Source organism: Enterococcus sp. 3G1_DIV0629, assembly GCF_002141285.1.
GTDB lineage: Bacteria > Bacillota > Bacilli > Lactobacillales > Enterococcaceae > Enterococcus_B > Enterococcus_B lactis.
The window spans coordinates 1,654,635-1,673,260 of sequence record NZ_NGLI01000001.1 but is presented as its reverse complement, the minus strand read 5'-3'; the positions used below and the strand labels follow the sequence as shown (position 1 = coordinate 1,673,260).

The following is an 18,626-nucleotide window of genomic DNA, read 5'->3' as shown; positions in this document are numbered from 1 at the left end:
GGTTTAAGCAGTGGACAAAGAAATAAAAAAATTACAAAAGTCAGTCAACTGGATTCTTCAGCAATTAGAAATTCACTTTGATGGCACACCTCAACAAGCACACGTCGACGCTACACCGTTAAACGCGGGGTTTTGTACGCCGGAAATCGCAATGAACGCACGCGGAATCGGTTTGAAAGACAATGAATTAAACAAACTATATCCTAGTGTATACGATGTGCCACCAGGATTTTACGCTACCACTAACCAATGGTACGACAACGGAGAAGTCACGATGTTTTCTAGTGGTTCAATTATGTTGTTAGGCGTTATGCAAGAACACAACGAGCGAAAATTGATATGGATATCGGATGGTTATGGCGGTAATATCTACATTGCACGTACACATGGTGCGGATAACGGCTATAATAGTCCGGGTTTCCGAAAAATGTTGACAACTTTTACCTTATTTGAAGGCGAAAAGAGCGGTAAAGATACAACGATCGATTTAAAAGATAGCATGAAACATTACACATCTATGCGTATTCATATTGCAGGTTGGGGTGGTCAAGTATACGAAGCAGACAATGTAACCGCACCAGTTATCATGTTTACTAACTTATATGACGATGCAGGCGGCATGGAAATGTATGAGTTGAAATTAGAACGTGTGACAGATACACGGTATAAAATCGCGCGTTCGGCTATGGCAGCTATCACTAGCGCAATGAACTACCATCAAGATGAAAATGCAGGGATAAAAATCACGAAAATTGAAGGTGTTAAGTAGGAAGGAGGGATTGATTTGGCAGACAGAAAAGTTGGTGAGATCACCGTACCTACAGAACCAGTTAGTCGTGCCACCAAGATTACAGGCTTTACTTTTAAATCTTATGATAAAAATGCTGGTGTTTTACAATTTAATATTGAAAATCAAGACGGAAGTCCGACCGATTTAATCGATGCGACTGTTCGTCTTTTTATGTACATCTATCAAGAGGAAGAGAAAAAAGAATTTCCTATTTTTGACAACCAAATTATTACTGAGAGCTACATGCAAGGTATTGTAAAATACCCGATTCCTGATATGTTGCTTTCTTACGAAGGGAAAGTCGATGCCAATGTTTACATCGATTTTCCAGATGGCAGTCATACCGACAATTTGGCATTTACCTTTAATATTGAGAAATCTATCATTGATGGCGATGTTCAATTGAATGGAGAATATTATTTTAAGGACTTTCAACAACTGCTTGATGGGGTCAAGCAAGAGGCGACAGATGCTGTTAACGCAGCATTAACAAATGTGGATTCTACGATTGAAAAGGCAAACCAACAAATAAATGAATTTGTAGAGGGAGCCACACAAGCAATTGATAAAACTGTTGACGAGGTAACAGAGCAACTACAAGCTACTCAAACTAAGGTTGATACCGTTTCTCAAAACGTTACATCGGCACAAAACAATCTTAAAGCAGTTGAAGACAAGATGAATCAAACCAATCAGCAAATCGGCGATCTCGGCAAGCTGAAAAAGATGTACTCCAATAGCATCGACTTCGGGAACTATGATTATTCGGGGAATCCGAATTTAATGAGTGTAATTAAAGCTTCTGATTTTCATCTAGAAGGTGATACTGTTGTAACAGATGTTTCTACTAATGCTATACACGTAATCTCGAAAGGTGCTGAACGACTCAACGCATTTACTTCAAATAACGCACCTAGTTTAATTAGTGGTAAAACGTACACCATAAGTGCAAAAGTTAAAGTAGATGAAGGTACAACTGGAGATATTAATACAATAAGAATATCTTATCGTAAAACTAACAATGGTACTATTTTATTAAGTGTTACTGCTAAAGATATTGAAATAGGTAAAGAAATAACGGTAAAGGCTACAGGTGTAGTAAATTATGAACTCACAGATTTATCAAGGTTTTATTTAACTATTGATCTTGAAGGGTATAGTAGTCGGATAAATGGTGGGGTAATAGTCAGTGACATTAAGATTGAAGAAGGCTCAACAGCCACACCATACCAGCCTAATCTACTCAATGCTCCATATTATTTGAGTAAGGTGGCTTTGGGTGAGAACATTGCCGATCCTACAATTAAGTTTCCGATCAACTCTGAAGGTTCGGTATTGTATCAAGGCACAATGACAGAGCCTTTCGTTATAGGCGAAACTTACACGGTAACGCTTGAAGGCACGAAACCGTCGGGGCAACTCTTTAGGTTTTTCAATCCGGGCATTTCTGGTTATGGCAATCTTTCGCCGGTAGAAGGTCTGCCGAATATATGGGCACTTACTTTCACGGCGGAAAAAGTAGCCGATAATCCTAAAATAGCCCAAATCATCCAAACACCAAACAACAGTCTCGGCACGTGCCAAATCAACTGGCTCAAAATTGAAAAAGGCGACACACGAACTCCGAATATTAGTGAATATAAATACTTCGGTGAAGGATTGAAAGACAGCAACAATCCCAATGATTACAGCTGGGACATCACACCTGAATATACTGAAAAAAATTTGAATAATACGGTTAGTTTGACCGAACCACAGTCAGTTGAAGGTTTAAAAAACTTTGAAGATGGGTTACAGATTGCAGGTAAAGAAGTTGCAACAGTTCCAGAAGATACCGGATGGGTAAATCTAACAGCAATCAATGGTCACTCATGGAACAAACAGGGACAAATCAGGAGAATTGGAAAACTAGTAATGTTCCGTGGATCATTAAAAGGCAGCACGCTAAGTACACAAGATTTTTGTACGATTCCAGAAGGATTTAGACCAAGTAATCCAACTGATAATTATGAGTATCAATTCTTGTTACCACCACAAAGTAGCAATACTTTAGACAATGGCGGGATGGCTTATATCCGACCGAACGGCGTTTGCGGTCTACCTTCATTTAGGGGAACAGTCAACTTGTTTTTAGCGCCAATTCAATACTATATAGACTAGGAGTGAAATAAATGAAAGATATTTGGAAGTATGGCAAGCCTGGTGGGGAATATGCCGGAAAAGTGTTAGATGATATGGTTATGACTGTCCCGTTTACTGATGTCCCACCATTAGAAGGAATTCGTTCAGATGGGGAGCCGTTAACAATTAATGATCAATTATTTGATCCGCAAGAAAACCGATGGATTGTTTTGACGAATGTATTGGATCACAATAAGCTAAATAATCTTGAAGCAGTGTACGAGGCTCTGGAACACGAGAATGGTAATCTAAAACAGCTCAATGCCAAACTCATGCTAAACGATGTAGCAATTAAACAGGAAAATACTGCATTAAAAGAAAAAGCTGACAGTTTAGCACAAATCAATTCAAAGACAATGCTTGCTTCGCTTCAAAACAGCAAGGATATTGCAGAAATTAAAGAGCAATTAAATCCAGAATCAGAAGGAGGTGAGTAGTATGTTTAGTTTTAGCGATGTGAAAATGATGTTTGACTGGGGCTGTTTTACAGAAGAACAGGTTCGTGAGTTTGTGCCATTGTGTATTACGGACGAAGAAGCAGATGAGATTATTAATAAAGACGAGAGTGCATTTTAAGGGATGTGCTTTTTTATTTTGTAGAAAAGATGGTGAAACATGGAAAAATTATTAGGGTCGTTGCTGTCAAATCCTGAACAAATTAGCTTTGCTGTTTTATTCGTGGGTTTATTTATTTGGGTAATGCAACAGAATAACGCAAGAGAAAAAAGATATCAAAGTACGATCGATAAACTGACGGATGCTCTGGGCGATGTGGAAGATATCAAAAGTACAGTAGAGAAAATTCACGAAAAGTTAAAGTAGGAGGAATAAAAATGAAATTAAATAATTCAACGTATGACATTGTCAAATGGGTAGTATCGATTGTTCTGCCAGCATTCGCTGTATTGGTAGGTGGACTGGGAAAAGTCTATGGGTATGAACATACTGATGTGGCTGTCACAACGATCACAGCTGTGACGACATTTTTAGGGACAATCATGCAAGTATCTAACAAAAATTATAAGAAAAATGGAGGTAATCAATAATGGTCAATATTATCAATAATTCAGTATGTCGTGGTGTAGCAGGTAGACGTGTAGGAGATGTGAAGGGTGTAGTCATCCATAATACTTGGACAAACACGACAGCAGAACAAGAAATGAATCGTTTGGCAGGAATGACAGATAAACAGTTAGAAGCAGGATTTGCTCATTATTACTGTGATGAAAACACGATTATTCGCACAGAAGATACTTATAATCGTGCTTGGCATGTCGCTAATTCTGATGGTAATAATAGCTATATCGGATATGAAGTGCGTGGGAATCGGGAAACACCAAAAGCAGTTTTCCTACAAGCAGAACAAAATGCTTTCTGGCAAGCAGCGGAGGATCTTCGTTTTTACGGATTGCCAGTTAACCGAGATACAGTCAAATGCCATCATCAATTTTCAGCAACTGAATGTCCTAAGCGTTCACTAATGGAACATTGTGGCTATGATTCTACGTTAGCAGTTCCTGCAGCAATCACTGTTCAAATGCAAGATTACTTTATTGCGCAAATCAAGAAATACTATGATAATCCCGCATTGAAACCTGATGGCAGTACAGAAGATCAGAATCATGATGATAAAGTATCAGCAAGTACGCCAACGCATCAAGGGAACGCCTATGGAAAACTAGATAAATTTAATAAGGTATCAGACAAAACTGTTCGTGTGGCTGGTTGGTTGGTTCCTGATAAACCACAAGGTGCAATTGGAACATACGCATACGTACTTGTGATGGAACACGGGACACATAAAGAATTAACGCGCATCCAATCTCAAGGGATTGCTCGTCCAGATGTCAAAAAGGCATACGGCTATCAAGGTGGCGATGCGCTAGGTTTTGATGTTACTTTTGATTCTAGTTGGATGAAAGGAAAGAAAATTGATATCATCTTACGTCGATGCAATCAGTCAAACGGTGAAGGTGCAGTAAATGATGTGCGGATTTCTGATATCTATTTGACAATATAAATAAAATAGTCCCTCTTTTAGGGGTGGTACATGAAAAATATAACATTTTTGTTACAAATTTATTGTCATATAAATCAAAAAGTGTTGTTTTAATATCATAAACGTTTAACTTGAACTTATGTTCCCTATGTGTTAAAGTAACTCCATAATCCTCAAAGATTATATTTGCCGATGGAAGCCTTAGGACCCTTGTTTTTAAGGCTTTCTTTTGATTTAATTAAAAGGGCAAATATATTAATTTTGGAGGTAATTGTTATGACAACAAAAACAAAAAATTTACATTTTTTTCGATTGGAATTATTGAGATTAACTGAAGATAGAAATGGAGATTCTGTGATGTCTCCACTAAGTATTAAGGAAAAAAATATATATTTAGATGATTTAGTTAAGAATCATTTAAATAGTAATAATGCCTTGAAAGTAAAAAGGTATGATAGCAATTCAACAAAAGAAAAATTTGCTTCTGTTGAAATAATTACTTCAAATGAATATTATGTTTTTGGTAAGATGGGAAAAGAACAAGATATTAATCAATTTCAAATTAGAAAAAACGATTCTTTAGAATCAAGGTTAATTTCGAAAGAATCTGATGAATTATTTGAAGCATTTTCATATTTCCTTATTGATAAAAAAACTTTTGCTGTAACATATATTAAAGAAAAAGTGGCTCCAAACATTTCTTATTTAAGTGATATGTTTACACAAGAATTTAAAGATAGTAATAAAATATGGGGGAAAACAATTGTATTAATGGATGAAGATGCAATTGATAAACTAAGCCGAAAAAAAGTTATTGGTACTATTGAGTATGAATTAACTCTTCCAGCCGGTACTCACAAAGAAATAACAGGTCTGAGTGAAGACGAATATATCTTATTACAAAATCAAAAACATATTAAAACATGTGTAAAATTAGTAACTGATAGCAGGAAGAATTCTGTGTTTGATAGTTATGAAAAAGCTAAAGAATTCTTTAGTAAATTTAAAAGTAAAAATATTAATCTTAAAGTAAAAGCTAAAGACGACGAAGATGATATAATGCAAGAGTTCAAATTATTAAATGATAATTTTACAAAAAAAGCAAAATTTAATTATGATACAAGCAAAACTGCAAATGATTTGCAAGAAGAAATTGAAAGTCAGATGTGGATTCAGTTCAAGAAAAACGAGTCGGATATATTGAGTTATATATAAGGCAGGAGGGAATATCAAATGGAGAGAAGGAGGAAGGATCGAGACAAAATTAGTTGGGGAATAACTATTATAAGTATAATTATAGCTACTATAGTTTTTTTCTGCAGAAAAAAAGTAACTATACCAGAACTTGACGAATTATATAACTTGCTTACTATAAATACTATATTTGCTGGTTTCTTATATTCCATGCTTGGCAATATGGTAGAATTTTCAATGAGACCTGAGGTTAAAGAAAGAGACAAAGCGGGATATATAGAATCTTACTTCTCACCTATATATTTTGGTTTATTTTTCTTTTTATTTTCTATAGTGATTGAAGTTTTACTAATATTTTTTAATTTTAAATTCTTTATGTCGTTTTTTATCTATGCCCAAACTTGTACCTCGTTAATAGGTATAGTATTTTTTATATATAGTACAATACGGTTAAGAAAAATGATAAATAACGTTCGTAACCACTAAAAAAGACCTCAACCAATCATCCTTGGCTGAGGTTTTTTCATTTTTTCTGAAAAAGTTAAGCAAATAATAGACTAAAAAATAACCATGTGAGATAATGAACATAGAAAAAAGCTTCAGATACCCCCTCACCCTAGAGTCTTTCCCCAAAAAGATAAGTATCTGAAGCTTTTTTCTTTTTATGACTTGGAAATAATAGCATAAAATAATATATTTTACAAAGAATAAGTACAATATAGTTTTTTGCTATTAAATGTGTAATAATTAATGTGCCATCACAACAAAGAATGAAACCCATTATTATCTAGTCTATGTCCATTCTTTTTGTTTGCAGTAGTTGTGATGGCTTCTCGTACCTTTAGCTCAGTTGGTTAGAGCAGACGGCTCATAACCGTCCGGTCGTAGGTTCGAGTCCTACAGGGTACATATAGTAATTAAGTTAGTTCTATGCTAGAATTTTTTTGAAGGATATCATACAAATCAATGTTTATTTTTCATTGCCACTCATTTGAGTGGCTTTTTATTTATACCTTTCTGGATCAACGAAAGTATACTTTATATAGTCATAACGCCGATGATCGCTCCGTGCGTCTGGCACGTCAGTCACGATATCAAACAAAAAATATACATCTTTCTTCATTCTAGTTTTTGCAGCAGAAATTTTGAAATAGTTCTTATTAGAATAGTAGAGATTGATTAATAAGCTATCTTCGATTGCTAAAAAGAAAACTTCTGAATTCCATACTTTATAAAAATCTTTGATAAATCTATTCGAAGGGTCAAATTTAAACCATAATTGTGTTTTTCCTTCCATCAACATAATGTTCACCTCAAAAAGAGTATACGAACAAATGTTTGTATTGTAAATAGAAAAAGATGAGCTAAATTAAATGCTCATCTTCTTTGATAGATATTATAAATCTAATAATTCTTGTTTCTTTTTATTAAATTCTTCTTCTGTAATGATTCCATCATCCAATAGTTCTTTATATTTTCTTATTTCTGAAGCTGAGGAAATTGTTGATGTATTGGAATTTGTAGCAGAAATATTTCTTCTTTTTAAATTATAAATAATTTCGTTTAAAGAATCACTTATCCTATCAACAGTATCTTTATCAACTGCAACATTCAATACTTTACCAAGAGTATCAATAGTTAATGTACCCAACAGCATTCCTCTTTTTTTACTAATATTATTTAAATTGTCTAATATAATACTTTGTACATTATTGCCTATCATTTTTTGTTGAGCTACAATTAAACGTTTATTAGTTAATGCGTATGCATAATTATTGTCATGCTTAGTTGATGAGATATAATTATGCAATCCTACAAAGCAGAAGATTACGTATTCGTCACTGTTAAGTTGATCTGATATTAAGTTAAAATGATGAGTTGTCCATTTTTTAGTCATTCCTTTACCGTAGCCGTATTTAAGACAAAATTCTACCATCTCTTCAGTGGTTCTCATTCTATCATTACCTATATCATGATTGTTTTGTGCAGTATGATCAGATATGTTTAATTTTCTTTTTTCTGATGGATCCTTATCTAAATCTTCTAAATTCAAAGATCTTATTATTTTATAAGGAGTAGTCATACCGTAACCAGCTTTTTTCATACAATTGCCGCAAACAATTTGTTTATCTTTGATTTTATATGAAGTTAAGCCAATTTTACCTCCGCACTTTGCACATTGTTTACTCACATTAGTTCCTCCTAGATATCAGCTTTCTACTACTATTAATATTCTATCAATAGTGACCATACTTTGACCATACTTTTTAGAAAGAATAGAAAATTCCAAGATATTTAATAATAGAAGAAAAGCACTAACATCATGGGTTCAGAAGAATTGAGATCTTATCAGGAAACAGTATAATTGAAGTGTCTGTTTATCCAGTAGCTCAAGAAGCTTAATTGAATCTTGCGATTAAAGAGGTTGTGACAAGACTTTTGTCACAGCCTCTTTTTTTGTTTATAAAAATAAAAGTTGTAATGAAGGATGCGAAGGTTACCATGTCTTTTTACGCTTAATATTTTTTTGCCATCTTGTAATCAGGATGTTTTGATAACTATTGTTTTTATTGATGAAAGCGTTATTGTTTACTATCAGGAGCATCATTGTAGGATAAATAGTGTTCTTTTTCTTGTTTCCGATATAAAAATGGAATTGATATTTTGTGTTCTTTTATCTTCATTACGCTTGTCCCTTCGCTTGTTGTCAACAAAACAAAATCAGGTAAATAGTTGACGAAACGGAAATAAATACATAGTATTATGTTTTGAAGCCTAAGAACAACAGTCTATAGAAAAGGAGCGATACCATTGGCAAAACGCATGGACCGAATTTATATGTATGTCAAAGAAAAAACCGCTCATTTAACAAAGGCAGAATATGACCAAGGAGTAACGACACAAGAAATTGCTGAAGTGTTAGGAATCCAACGAACGAATAGCAGTAAGGATCTGAATCAGCTAGTGCGCGAAGGAAAATTGATAAAGACAGATGGACGACCAGTACGTTACATATATCAAACACTCGCTACGCACGTAAAGCCAGCTACAAAACATGTGGTCAGTTACAAAGAAACGCCGGTCTCTGAAGAAAAAAATACGCTCCAGATAGATACTAAGGATATCTTTGCAAAAATCATTGGAGCTAATGGCAGCATGAAAAACTCGGTGGAACAGGCAAAAGCTGCGATCTTGTATCCGCCAAGAGGATTAAATTGCTTGATTACAGGACCTACCGGATCAGGAAAGACTTATTTTGCGCACGCGATGTATCACTTTGCCAAAGCACATCATGTAATAGATGAGGAAACGGAACTGATTGTTTTCAATTGTGCTGATTACGCGAATAATCCTGAGCTTTTGATGAGCCATTTATTTGGGTATGCAAAAGGAGCCTTTACAGGTGCAGATGAAGAAAAAATGGGAATTATCGATCAAGCGGATGGTGGTATGCTATTTCTGGATGAAATTCACCGATTGCCTCCAGAAGGTCAAGAAATGATCTTTTACTTTATGGATCACGGGACTTACAGCCGACTTGGAGAAACAACGAAATCCCATGAAGCAAATGTACGAATCGTAGGTGCGACCACAGAAGATCCAGGCTCTTCGCTATTGGAAACTTTTGTTCGGCGTATCCCAATTAATATCAAACTTCCGGCTTTTGAAAAACGTCCTGCAAATGAGAAAGTCGATTTAGTAAAAATTATGATTGCCCACGAAGCGAACCGCACGCAACGAAAGATCTCTTTGACAGAAGATGTAGCAAAAGCACTGATTGGCAGTGTGACTTATGGGAATATAGGTCAATTGAAGTCGAATATCCAGTTAGTATGCGCACGAGGATTTCTAAATCATATGCAATCTCCCGAAATATCGATTACGATTGATGATTTGACAGAAGGGATTCGTAGCGGATTGATTCAATTAGCAAGCAACCGCAGTGCAATGGCAGAGCTTTCTAAAATATTGGAGCCAAAGATAACTGTAGCACCAAACGATACGATCATGAAAATCCAATCAGACTCCTATGAATTACCTTATAATCTATATGATATCATCGGAGATAAAGCAGCTTTGCTGAAGTCGGATGGGTTGGACCAAGAAGCAATCAATCACTTTATTTCTACAGATATCAATATCCATCTGAAGTCTTTTTATAAAGACCATGGGTTTTCTTTTAATGCAGATAGCAAATTAGCAGAATTTGTAGATCCAAAAATCATAGAAGTGACCAATCAGATTTATGTAATGGTCAAAAGATCTTTACCATATGAGTTTCAGCAAAACTTTATTTATGCTATGAGCTTGCATATCAGTTCGTTTTTGAAAAAAATAAATTTAGGAGAAGAACGGCATACGAATGATAATATCCGTGAGATGGCATTTGATTTTCCAGATGAATATGCTGTTGCGAAAGAAGTGCGTAGTTATATAGAAACGTATTTTCAAGTGGATATTCCAGAAAGTGAAGACTACTACTTGACTGTTCTACTCGTCTCGTTACGGGCGAACCAAGCAAGCGGCAGAATCGGTGTAGTCGTTGCGGCTCACGGAAACAGTACAGCAAGCAGTATGGTTCAGGTTGTCCAACAGTTGTTAGATGCAGAGAACGTACGAGCAGTAGACATGCCGTTGGATATGGATCCGAAAACAGCTTTAGACCGAATTGAACGCAATGTACAAGAAGTAGATGAAGGAAGCGGGGTCATACTATTAGTGGATATGGGGTCCCTCGCCTCATTTAATTCACAAATTCAGCGAGACACTGGGATACCTGTACGTACCGTTGACATGGTAACGACTTCTCTAGTTTTGGAAACCGTACGAAAGGTCTCTGTATTAGGGACAGATTTAGATATGTTGCATGAATCGTTGAAGAATTTTCGAGGTTACGCAGAAATATCTTCTGTAGAACCTGTCCAGGAAACAAAACCTATCCATAAGAAAAAAGCTGTTTTGGCTATTTGTGCATCTGGCGAAGGTACAGCACAAAGAATCAAAGAATTGATCGAACGAGCGGTAAATAAGCGTCAAGAAACAGAATTAGAAGTTTTAGCTTTGTCGATTGTGGAAGTGAAAGAAGAATTGCCAGTCATCCAAAAAGAATATCAGATCATAGCAACTACTGGAATTACTGATTTGAATATCCAAGCACCATTTATTCCTTTAGAGCGCTTCATTGATCAAAATATCGAAGTCATTTTGGATCAGTTGCTTATGGAATCAGAAATGGAAGAAACTGAATTCGTCTCGCTAGATGAAGAGACAGCTAAAAAAACATGTGTTGAGTTTATCTCTGAGAACTTCATCTTTATCAATGGTAGTAAACTAATCGATCCAATGTGGCAATTTTCTACACAAATCTCTCAGACGATGGGAATTGGCGATGAAGAATATGGCTTTAAGATCAACTTGGTGATGCACACAGCAGGAATGATCGAACGGATTATTCGAAATGAAACGTTGACGGTGGAAGAAAACGAATTGACGAACACAACGAGTGATCCTCTTTATAATCAATTAACAGCCTCGGTTGTCCTGCTAGAAGATAAGATAAAAGTAAAAGTGCCAATAGAAGAAATGTATTATCTGCTACGTCTAGTGCATAATCAGCTAGATAAAAAAGAATACACTATGCCGTAAATACACAAAAACGATACACTTTTATAGTGTATCGTTTTTGTGTATTGGTTAAGAATCCTTTAAATTCAATTAGTGTATCGCAAAAAAGTTGGCACGCTTTTTGCTTATAGTAGTGTGTGCTAGGAGGTGGTTGTTCACACAGAAATGATAGGGGTTTCTGTGAAGTAGTGAGGAAGAAGGAGTTTTGCAGATGGATATTCGATTGGCACGTATAGATGATCGTTTAATCCACGGGCAAGTCGCAACAGTTTGGTCGAAGCAAACAGGTGTTGAACGTATCATTGTGATCAGCGATGTAGTTGCTCAAGATAAATTGAGAAAGTTTCTATTAAAAGAAGCTGCACCGCCGGGAATCACAGCAAATGTAATAACCGTGCAGAAAATGATTCAAATCTATCATAGTGGACTATTATCACGAGCGAAAGTGATGCTTTTATTCACCAATCCCCAAGATGTTGAAGCGGTTGTCCGCTGCGGTGTACAGTTGAAGTCGTTGAATATCGGCGGTATGAGTTTTACTGAAGGCAAATCAATGATTACCAATTTTGTTTCAGTAAATCAACAAGATATTGATTCCTTTCGTTACTTGAACAGTCAAGAAGTGGAGTTAGAGATTCGAAAAGTACCTGCTGACAGGAAAATCCTTTTGATGGAACTACTAGCGAAAATCAAAAAGGTGTAACAAAAATGGTTGTTGGAAAAGGTCAAATAATTCTGTTGTAATGGTTAGCAATTATTAATATTTTTGAATTTGTTACAACAAAAGTAAATAGGAGGTATAAATATGGTAGGGATTATCCTAGCAAGTCATGGACAATTTGCTGAAGGAATCTTACAATCCGGTTCAATGATCTTTGGCGAACAAGAAAACGTCAAAGCCGTGATTTTGAAACCAAGTGAAGGTCCAGATGACTTGAGAGCCAAATTGGAAGAAGCGGTTGCTTCTTTTGATAATCAAGACGAAGTGTTATTCTTAGTTGATTTATGGGGCGGAACACCGTTCAATCAATCAAACACATTATTCGAAGAGCACAAAGATAAATGGGCAATCGTCAGCGGTTTGAATTTGCCAATGTTGATTGAAGCCTATGCATCACGCTTTTCAATGGAATCTGCTCATGAAATTGCAGCGCATATCATTGAAACAGCAAAAGATGGTGTAAAAGTGAAACCGGAAGAATTAGAACCGGCAGAAGCACCGAAAGCAGCAGTTGAAGACGCACAACCTAAAGGAGCACTTCCGGAAGGAACTGTGGTCGGAGACGGGAAAATCAAATATGTATTAGCTCGTGTTGACTCACGTCTGTTACATGGACAAGTTGCGACAGCTTGGACAAAAGCAGTGCAACCAAACCGTATTATCGTTGTTTCAGATGCAGTATCAAAGGATGATCTGCGTAAGAGACTAATCGAACAAGCTGCTCCTCCAGGTGTAAAAGCAAATGTTATTCCTATTAGCAAAATGATCGAAGTGGCAAAAGACCCTCGTTTTGGAAATACCAAAGCATTGCTTTTATTTGAAAATCCTGAAGACGTATTGACAGCTGTTGAAGGTGGCGTGGACATCAAAGAATTAAATGTTGGGTCAATGGCGCATTCAGTTGGTAAAGTCGTTGTAAGTAAAGTATTGTCTATGGGACAAGAAGATGTTGAAGCGTTTGAGAAGCTTGAACAAAAAGGTGTGAAATTCGATGTACGTAAAGTACCTAATGATTCACGCGATAACATGGATGACATTTTGAAAAAAGCAAAAGCTGAATTAGCAAAAGCGTAATAAATAATATTAAAATTTATAGGAGGCTTATCATGTCTATTATTTCAATAATTTTAGTCGTATTAGTTGCCTTTCTAGCTGGTATGGAAGGTATTCTTGATGAATTTCAATTTCATCAACCACTAGTGGCATGTACATTGATCGGTTTAGTTACCGGTAACCTCGAAGCTGGTATCGTACTTGGCGGTACGCTTCAAATGATCGCTTTAGGTTGGGCAAATATCGGTGCCGCTGTAGCACCAGATGCTGCATTAGCATCAGTAGCATCAGCAATTATTTTAGTTTTAGGTGGACAAGGTGTTAAAGGTGTTCCTTCTGCGATCGCGATTGCCGTTCCTTTGGCTGTTGCAGGGTTGTTCTTAACAATGATCGTACGTACAATCGCTGTTCCAATCGTTCATTTGATGGATGCGGCTGCTGAAGAAGGAAACATCCGTAAGGTTGAAATGTGGCACATCATTGCTGTATGTTTACAAGGGGTTCGTATCGCGGTCCCAGCAGCAGCATTGCTATTTATCCCAGCACAAACTGTGCAATCATTCCTTGAATCAATGCCAGCATGGTTAACAGATGGTATGGCTATCGGTGGGGGAATGGTCGTAGCTGTAGGTTACGCTTTGGTAATCAACATGATGGCTACAAAAGAAGTATGGCCATTCTTCGTTATCGGTTTCGTTGTAGCTGCAATTTCTCAATTAACATTGATTGCTCTAGGTGCTTTAGGTGTTGCATTAGCTCTTATTTACTTGAACCTTTCTAAAATGGGTGGTTCATCAAATAATGGAGGCGGAAGCAACTCTGGTGACCCTTTAGGCGACATTTTGAATGACTATTAATCTTGAAGGAGGAAAATAAAATGGCAGAAGAAAAAATCAAATTATCAAAAAAAGATCGTTTAGCTGTTGCATGGCGCTCTACCTTCATTCAAGGTTCATGGAACTACGAACGTATGCAAAACGGTGGCTGGGCATTTTCTATGATTCCAGCAATCAAAAAATTATACAAAACAAAAGAAGAACGTTCTGCAGCATTGAAACGTCACTTGGAATTCTTTAATACACACCCATACATTGCTTCTCCAATTTTAGGGGTTACATTGGCACTGGAAGAAGAACGTGCGAATGGCGCACCTGTGGATGATGTAGCGATTCAAGGGGTTAAAGTAGGTATGATGGGTCCTTTAGCTGGTGTTGGTGACCCAGTGTTCTGGTTTACAGTACGTCCAATGCTAGGTGCACTAGGTGCTTCATTAGCTATGGGAGGAAATATCCTTGGACCAATCATCTTCTTCTTAGGTTGGAACATTATTCGTTGGGCATTCATGTGGTATACACAAGAATTCGGCTACAGAGCTGGTTCTAAAATTACGGATGACCTTTCTGGCGGATTATTACAAGACGTAACAAAAGGTGCTTCTATTTTAGGGATGTTCGTATTAGCTGCCTTGGTACAAAGATGGGTATCAATCAAATTCTTACCAGTTGTATCAACTGTAAAATTAGATAAAGGTGCTTACATCGAATGGGATAAATTACCTTCAGGTGGTGAAGGAATCAAGAGTGCATTTGAACAAGTTAATAATGGCTTAGCCCTTTCTCCTGAAAAGGTAACAACGTTACAAGACAACTTAGACCAATTGATTCCTGGTTTAGCTGCATTAGGATTAACATTGTTCTGTATGTGGTTGCTTAAGAAAAAAGTTTCTCCAATCGTTATTATCCTTGGCTTATTCGTAGTCGGTGTTGTAGGACACGTCATCGGACTTTTATAATCCATAAAAATATAGCTCGGGCGTTGTCCCGAGCTTTTTTTATATAGTATACTGTGAATAAACAGATATTTGGAGGGAGAAAATGGTTCAATCAATCAATACAAAAGTAGACTTAGTAATTGACGCTACTTCATTTACGGGGCTGACAGATTACGGACAAATCATGATAGGCGATAATGGCTTTGAATTTTACCATGCGCGAGACAAACGCAAATATATCCAAATTCCATGGGAAGAAGTGGATTATGTACTAGCATCGGTCATGCTAAAAGGAAAATGGATTCCTCGATATGCCATTCAAACGAAAAAAAATGGTACATACACATTTTCTTCCAAAGAACCTAAAAAAGTACTTCGTGCGATCAGAGAATATGTAGATGAAGATAGAATGGTACAATCATTGAGTTTCTTTGATGTAGTGAAACGTGGTATCCGTAGCATGTTTAAACGCAAATAAAAAATAAAGAAAACTTCTAAGGGGAGGTTTTCTTTATTTTTTTACTTTGCAGAAGAAAACATGAAATAGCAGAACCAATTATTTGTCCCCTTTAAATCCCTTATGCTAAAATTGATTAGCAAAGAAGGAGGTTATATTATGAGTTGGTTATGGACATTGATTGTTGGAGCTGTGATCGGAGCGATTGCAGGTGCAATCACCAGCAAAGGAAATTCGATGGGCTGTATCACGAATATCATTGCTGGATTAGTTGGTTCAAGTATTGGACAAGCGATTTTCGGCGAATGGGGACCAAAAGCTGCAGGTATGGCACTTATTCCATCTATTTTAGGTGCAGTGATTTTGGTAGCAGTTGTCTCGTTTTTCTTTGGAAAACGGTCATAAGTTTTTATAAAATAGTAAAGCTAAAGGAGTTGCGGCGAAACCGTGACTCCTTTTTGGCTTTCTTTCTTTAAAAGAAAAAGAAGTTTTCCGGAAATTTTTATTTAACTGTCGTGTACGAAGAAAAGTTTGCTATAATAGAAAAAAGCGTGCAAAGAAAGAGGGAGTTTCATTATGATGCTACGTGTAGAAAAATTGCGCAAAAAGATGCAAGAAGAAAATTTGGATTCATTTTTGGTTACCAGTCCGTACAATCTTCGTTACTTAACGAACTTTACAGGTACGACAGGATTAGCTGTTATTACTTTGGAAAAAGCATTTTTTATTACTGATTTTCGTTATACCGAGCAGGCGGCAGCGCAGGCTCAAGGGTTTGAAATTATTAAAAATGTCGGACCTATTTTTGATGAGGTAGCAAACTTAGTACGCAAAGAAGAACTGCACTCATTAGCTTTTGAGGAAACAACAGTCTCATTTTTAGAATATTCGGTTTTAGAAGAAATCATCGATGCGGAATTAGTCCCTGTTTCACAGATGATTGAAGAACTTAGAGAAGTGAAAGATGAAGAAGAAATCGCCATTATCGAAAAAGCATGTAATATTGCGGATATGGCATATGATCACATCCTGAAAATGATCCAACCTGGCATGACTGAGATTGAAGTCGCAAATCAACTAGACTTTTATATGCGTTCTCTTGGCGCTTCAGGTGTTTCTTTTGATACGATCGTTGCTAGCGGATTGCGTTCGGCTATGCCGCATGGTGTAGCAAGCAAGAAACTCATCGAACAAGGTGACTTGATCACGTTGGATTTTGGCTGCTATTACGAAGGGTATGTTTCTGATATGACACGTACATTCGCTATTGGTGATCCTGGAGAAAAATTAAAAGAAATTTATCAAGTAGTTCTAGACGCGCAATTAGCGGTTATTGATGCTGCGAAACCAGGAATGACTGGTGTCCAATTAGACGCAGTTGCTAGAGATTACATTTCAAAACATGGTTATGGTGAAGCATTTGGACATTCTACAGGTCATGGGATCGGTCTAGAGATCCACGAAGGACCGAATGTTTCTTCTCGTGCGGAAAAACAATTTGTACCAGGAAATGTAATTACTGACGAGCCAGGGATCTACTTACCAGGAATCGGCGGGGTACGTATTGAGGACGATTTGCTGATCACAGAAGATGGGAATCGCGTATTGACTCGTTCACCAAAAGAATTGATCATCTTATAGTCTCGTCCATAAAAGAAGTAAGCGTAAAAATCAGTGTTCACAGACTTTGTTATAGAAAATCGCTTGATTTAATGATACACTATAGAAGAACTTTTAAGCTGTAAGAGATAATAAAGTTGGATATTTTCTCCAATTCATAGCAATTTGCAGCTGATCGGCGGCAGTTTTTTTACCAAATGATCATTATAGCCGCATCATAGAGAATTCGGATGTATCTCGTGCTTAGGCAAAGGGAGGAATAAATAAATGGCAGATGAAAAAAATTTGATTTTAAACGCAAACCAAGATTTGGGAGAGATCGTGATTGCTCCTGAAGTCATCGAAGTAATCATCGGGATTGCTGCTTCTAAAGTAGAAGGCGTATACGGAATGCGCGGAACTTTTGCCAGCAATGTCACTGAATTATTAGGACGAGCAGCTCACGGAAAAGGTGTTTACTTGGCAAATGAGGAAGATGGCTTGAAAGTAGATCTTTACTGCTACCTGGAATATGGTGTTTCAGTTCCTAAAGTTGCAATGGAAATGCAAGAACGGGTTAGCCAGCAAGTCCTTTTCATGACAGATATCGATCTAGCTGAAGTCAATATCCATGTAGTAGCTGTTGTTCCTGAAAAATTAGAACAACCAACAATCGAAGAACTTTTTGAAGACGAAGAGGAAGAGAATGAATAAAGAATTATCAAGACACGAGATTCGGGAGATGGCATTGCAGGCTTTATTTCCGTTAGACTTCAATGCAGACCTAACAAAAGAAGATGCGATTTTCAACGCAATCGAATTAGACCACCGCGACATGATCAATGAAGATGAATCAGAGTTTGTTCCTGTTTATCTTGATACGCTAGTTGGCGGTGTCTGTGCAAAAAAAGATGAATTGGATAAAGTGATCGAAAAACATTTGAAAAACAATTGGCATATCAATCGGATCTCAAAAATGGATTTGGTGATCTTGCGTATCGCGATTTTTGAAATGACTTATGTGACAGATGTACCAGCGGCTGTTGCTTTAAATGAAGCAATTGAGTTGGCAAAAACATTTAGTGATGACCGTTCGCGTAAATTCGTCAACGGTGTCTTATCCAATGTATTAAAAGAATTAGAAGCTGGGGCGTAAGTCCTAGCTTTTTTCTGTGAATCATCATAAACCTGTTATAAATCGGGAAAATTCTATGGTAGAATGAAAACAAAAAATAT

The 18,626-nt window shown here is 36.7% G+C and carries 21 protein-coding genes and 1 tRNA gene; 20 read left to right on the top strand and 2 right to left on the bottom strand.

The window, feature by feature from the left end; all coding sequences use genetic code 11:
* Window positions 1-10: 10 nt before the first annotated feature.
* The 10 genes from A5816_RS08525 (at window position 11) to A5816_RS08480 (ending at window position 7,073) form a co-directional block, all read left to right on the top strand.
* On the top strand, window positions 11-769 hold the full coding sequence (locus A5816_RS08525; RefSeq protein WP_086311122.1) for a hypothetical protein: 759 nt from the start codon (window positions 11-13) through the stop codon (window positions 767-769).
* A 15-nt stretch (window positions 770-784) separates the two neighbouring features.
* The gene (locus A5816_RS08520) at window positions 785-2,950 is read left to right on the top strand and encodes a BppU family phage baseplate upper protein (protein WP_086311121.1); all 2,166 of its coding nucleotides are present in this window, start codon (window positions 785-787) and stop codon (window positions 2,948-2,950) included.
* 11 nt (window positions 2,951-2,961) lie between these two features.
* Complete coding sequence (locus A5816_RS08515; RefSeq protein WP_086311120.1) at window positions 2,962-3,408, top strand: hypothetical protein; 447 nt, start codon at window positions 2,962-2,964, stop codon at window positions 3,406-3,408.
* A gap of 1 nt (window position 3,409) precedes the next feature.
* Window positions 3,410-3,547, top strand: coding sequence for an XkdX family protein (locus tag A5816_RS08510; RefSeq protein WP_086311119.1), 138 nt, complete (start codon window positions 3,410-3,412; stop codon window positions 3,545-3,547).
* A gap of 39 nt (window positions 3,548-3,586) precedes the next feature.
* On the top strand, window positions 3,587-3,793 hold the full coding sequence (locus tag A5816_RS08505; protein WP_086311118.1) for a BhlA/UviB family holin-like peptide: 207 nt from the start codon (window positions 3,587-3,589) through the stop codon (window positions 3,791-3,793).
* A gap of 11 nt (window positions 3,794-3,804) precedes the next feature.
* Window positions 3,805-4,017: a phage holin gene (locus A5816_RS08500; RefSeq protein WP_086311117.1), complete on the top strand. Its 213-nt coding sequence runs from the start codon at window positions 3,805-3,807 to the stop codon at window positions 4,015-4,017.
* Complete coding sequence (locus A5816_RS08495; protein WP_086311116.1) at window positions 4,017-4,991, top strand: N-acetylmuramoyl-L-alanine amidase; 975 nt, start codon at window positions 4,017-4,019, stop codon at window positions 4,989-4,991. The genes A5816_RS08500 and A5816_RS08495 overlap by 1 nt, the downstream gene beginning before the upstream one ends.
* Before the next feature lie 255 nt (window positions 4,992-5,246).
* Window positions 5,247-6,185 (top strand): hypothetical protein, encoded by a 939-nt coding sequence (locus A5816_RS08490; RefSeq protein ID WP_086311115.1) that lies wholly within the window; start codon window positions 5,247-5,249, stop codon window positions 6,183-6,185.
* An 18-nt stretch (window positions 6,186-6,203) separates the two neighbouring features.
* Window positions 6,204-6,650 (top strand): hypothetical protein, encoded by a 447-nt coding sequence (locus A5816_RS08485; RefSeq protein ID WP_086311114.1) that lies wholly within the window; start codon window positions 6,204-6,206, stop codon window positions 6,648-6,650.
* Window positions 6,651-6,999: 349 nt separating this feature from the next.
* Window positions 7,000-7,073: transfer RNA gene (locus tag A5816_RS08480), tRNA-Ile, on the top strand.
* A gap of 94 nt (window positions 7,074-7,167) precedes the next feature.
* Here the strand turns inward: A5816_RS08480 and A5816_RS08475 are convergent.
* Both A5816_RS08475 and A5816_RS08470 read right to left on the bottom strand, forming a co-directional pair.
* On the bottom strand, window positions 7,168-7,467 hold the full coding sequence (locus A5816_RS08475; RefSeq protein ID WP_086311113.1) for a DUF5960 family protein: 300 nt from the start codon (window positions 7,465-7,467) through the stop codon (window positions 7,168-7,170).
* Between the two features lie 93 nt (window positions 7,468-7,560).
* On the bottom strand, window positions 7,561-8,355 hold the full coding sequence (locus A5816_RS08470) for a PH domain-containing protein (RefSeq protein ID WP_002301595.1): 795 nt from the start codon (window positions 8,353-8,355) through the stop codon (window positions 7,561-7,563).
* 647 nt (window positions 8,356-9,002) lie between these two features.
* Between A5816_RS08470 and A5816_RS08465 the strand changes: the two genes are divergently transcribed.
* The 10 genes from A5816_RS08465 (at window position 9,003) to nusB (ending at window position 18,546) form a co-directional block, all read left to right on the top strand.
* Complete coding sequence (locus tag A5816_RS08465; protein WP_029682549.1) at window positions 9,003-11,810, top strand: sigma 54-interacting transcriptional regulator; 2,808 nt, start codon at window positions 9,003-9,005, stop codon at window positions 11,808-11,810.
* Between the two features lie 190 nt (window positions 11,811-12,000).
* Window positions 12,001-12,492, top strand: a complete 492-nt coding sequence (locus tag A5816_RS08460; RefSeq protein WP_002289455.1) for a mannose/fructose/sorbose PTS transporter subunit IIB — start codon at window positions 12,001-12,003, stop codon at window positions 12,490-12,492.
* A 102-nt stretch (window positions 12,493-12,594) separates the two neighbouring features.
* Entirely contained in the window at window positions 12,595-13,584 is a 990-nt protein-coding gene (locus tag A5816_RS08455; RefSeq protein WP_002289456.1) for a mannose/fructose/sorbose PTS transporter subunit IIB, read from the top strand.
* 32 nt (window positions 13,585-13,616) lie between these two features.
* Entirely contained in the window at window positions 13,617-14,420 is an 804-nt protein-coding gene (locus tag A5816_RS08450; RefSeq protein WP_002294546.1) for a PTS mannose/fructose/sorbose transporter subunit IIC, read from the top strand.
* 20 nt (window positions 14,421-14,440) lie between these two features.
* A complete protein-coding gene (locus A5816_RS08445; RefSeq protein WP_002310262.1) occupies window positions 14,441-15,355 on the top strand; it encodes a PTS system mannose/fructose/sorbose family transporter subunit IID in 915 nt (304 codons plus the stop codon).
* An 82-nt stretch (window positions 15,356-15,437) separates the two neighbouring features.
* Window positions 15,438-15,812: a DUF956 family protein gene (locus A5816_RS08440; protein WP_002310263.1), complete on the top strand. Its 375-nt coding sequence runs from the start codon at window positions 15,438-15,440 to the stop codon at window positions 15,810-15,812.
* Window positions 15,813-15,950: 138 nt separating this feature from the next.
* A complete protein-coding gene (locus tag A5816_RS08435; RefSeq protein ID WP_002291892.1) occupies window positions 15,951-16,196 on the top strand; it encodes a GlsB/YeaQ/YmgE family stress response membrane protein in 246 nt (81 codons plus the stop codon).
* Between the two features lie 171 nt (window positions 16,197-16,367).
* Window positions 16,368-17,432 carry a Xaa-Pro peptidase family protein gene (locus A5816_RS08430; RefSeq protein ID WP_002315415.1) on the top strand — a complete coding sequence of 355 codons (1,065 nt, stop codon included), beginning with the start codon at window positions 16,368-16,370 and terminating at the stop codon, window positions 17,430-17,432.
* Between the two features lie 246 nt (window positions 17,433-17,678).
* Complete coding sequence (locus tag A5816_RS08425) at window positions 17,679-18,104, top strand: Asp23/Gls24 family envelope stress response protein (RefSeq protein ID WP_002291889.1); 426 nt, start codon at window positions 17,679-17,681, stop codon at window positions 18,102-18,104.
* Window positions 18,097-18,546 (top strand): transcription antitermination factor NusB, encoded by a 450-nt coding sequence (gene nusB, locus A5816_RS08420; RefSeq protein WP_002286662.1) that lies wholly within the window; start codon window positions 18,097-18,099, stop codon window positions 18,544-18,546. The genes A5816_RS08425 and nusB overlap by 8 nt, the downstream gene beginning before the upstream one ends.
* The last annotated feature ends 80 nt before the right edge of the window (window positions 18,547-18,626 follow it).

Bases quoted from the DNA above. Each gene is read 5' to 3' on its own strand.
- A5816_RS08515 (WP_086311120.1), top strand. From the start codon at position 2,962: ATGAAAGATATTTGGAAGTATGGCAAGCCTGGTGGGGAATATGCCGGA.
- A5816_RS08510 (WP_086311119.1), top strand. From the start codon at position 3,410: ATGTTTAGTTTTAGCGATGTGAAAATGATGTTTGACTGGGGCTGTTTT.
- A5816_RS08505 (WP_086311118.1), top strand. From the start codon at position 3,587: ATGGAAAAATTATTAGGGTCGTTGCTGTCAAATCCTGAACAAATTAGC.
- A5816_RS08500 (WP_086311117.1), top strand. From the start codon at position 3,805: ATGAAATTAAATAATTCAACGTATGACATTGTCAAATGGGTAGTATCG.
- A5816_RS08495 (WP_086311116.1), top strand. From the start codon at position 4,017: ATGGTCAATATTATCAATAATTCAGTATGTCGTGGTGTAGCAGGTAGA.
- A5816_RS08490 (WP_086311115.1), top strand. From the start codon at position 5,247: ATGACAACAAAAACAAAAAATTTACATTTTTTTCGATTGGAATTATTG.
- A5816_RS08485 (WP_086311114.1), top strand. From the start codon at position 6,204: ATGGAGAGAAGGAGGAAGGATCGAGACAAAATTAGTTGGGGAATAACT.
- A5816_RS08475 (WP_086311113.1), bottom strand. From the start codon at position 7,467: ATGTTGATGGAAGGAAAAACACAATTATGGTTTAAATTTGACCCTTCG.
- A5816_RS08465 (WP_029682549.1), top strand. From the start codon at position 9,003: ATGTATGTCAAAGAAAAAACCGCTCATTTAACAAAGGCAGAATATGAC.
- A5816_RS08460 (WP_002289455.1), top strand. From the start codon at position 12,001: ATGGATATTCGATTGGCACGTATAGATGATCGTTTAATCCACGGGCAA.
- A5816_RS08455 (WP_002289456.1), top strand. From the start codon at position 12,595: ATGGTAGGGATTATCCTAGCAAGTCATGGACAATTTGCTGAAGGAATC.
- A5816_RS08450 (WP_002294546.1), top strand. From the start codon at position 13,617: ATGTCTATTATTTCAATAATTTTAGTCGTATTAGTTGCCTTTCTAGCT.
- A5816_RS08445 (WP_002310262.1), top strand. From the start codon at position 14,441: ATGGCAGAAGAAAAAATCAAATTATCAAAAAAAGATCGTTTAGCTGTT.
- A5816_RS08440 (WP_002310263.1), top strand. From the start codon at position 15,438: ATGGTTCAATCAATCAATACAAAAGTAGACTTAGTAATTGACGCTACT.
- A5816_RS08435 (WP_002291892.1), top strand. From the start codon at position 15,951: ATGAGTTGGTTATGGACATTGATTGTTGGAGCTGTGATCGGAGCGATT.
- A5816_RS08430 (WP_002315415.1), top strand. From the start codon at position 16,368: ATGATGCTACGTGTAGAAAAATTGCGCAAAAAGATGCAAGAAGAAAAT.
- A5816_RS08425 (WP_002291889.1), top strand. From the start codon at position 17,679: ATGGCAGATGAAAAAAATTTGATTTTAAACGCAAACCAAGATTTGGGA.
- nusB (WP_002286662.1), top strand. From the start codon at position 18,097: ATGAATAAAGAATTATCAAGACACGAGATTCGGGAGATGGCATTGCAG.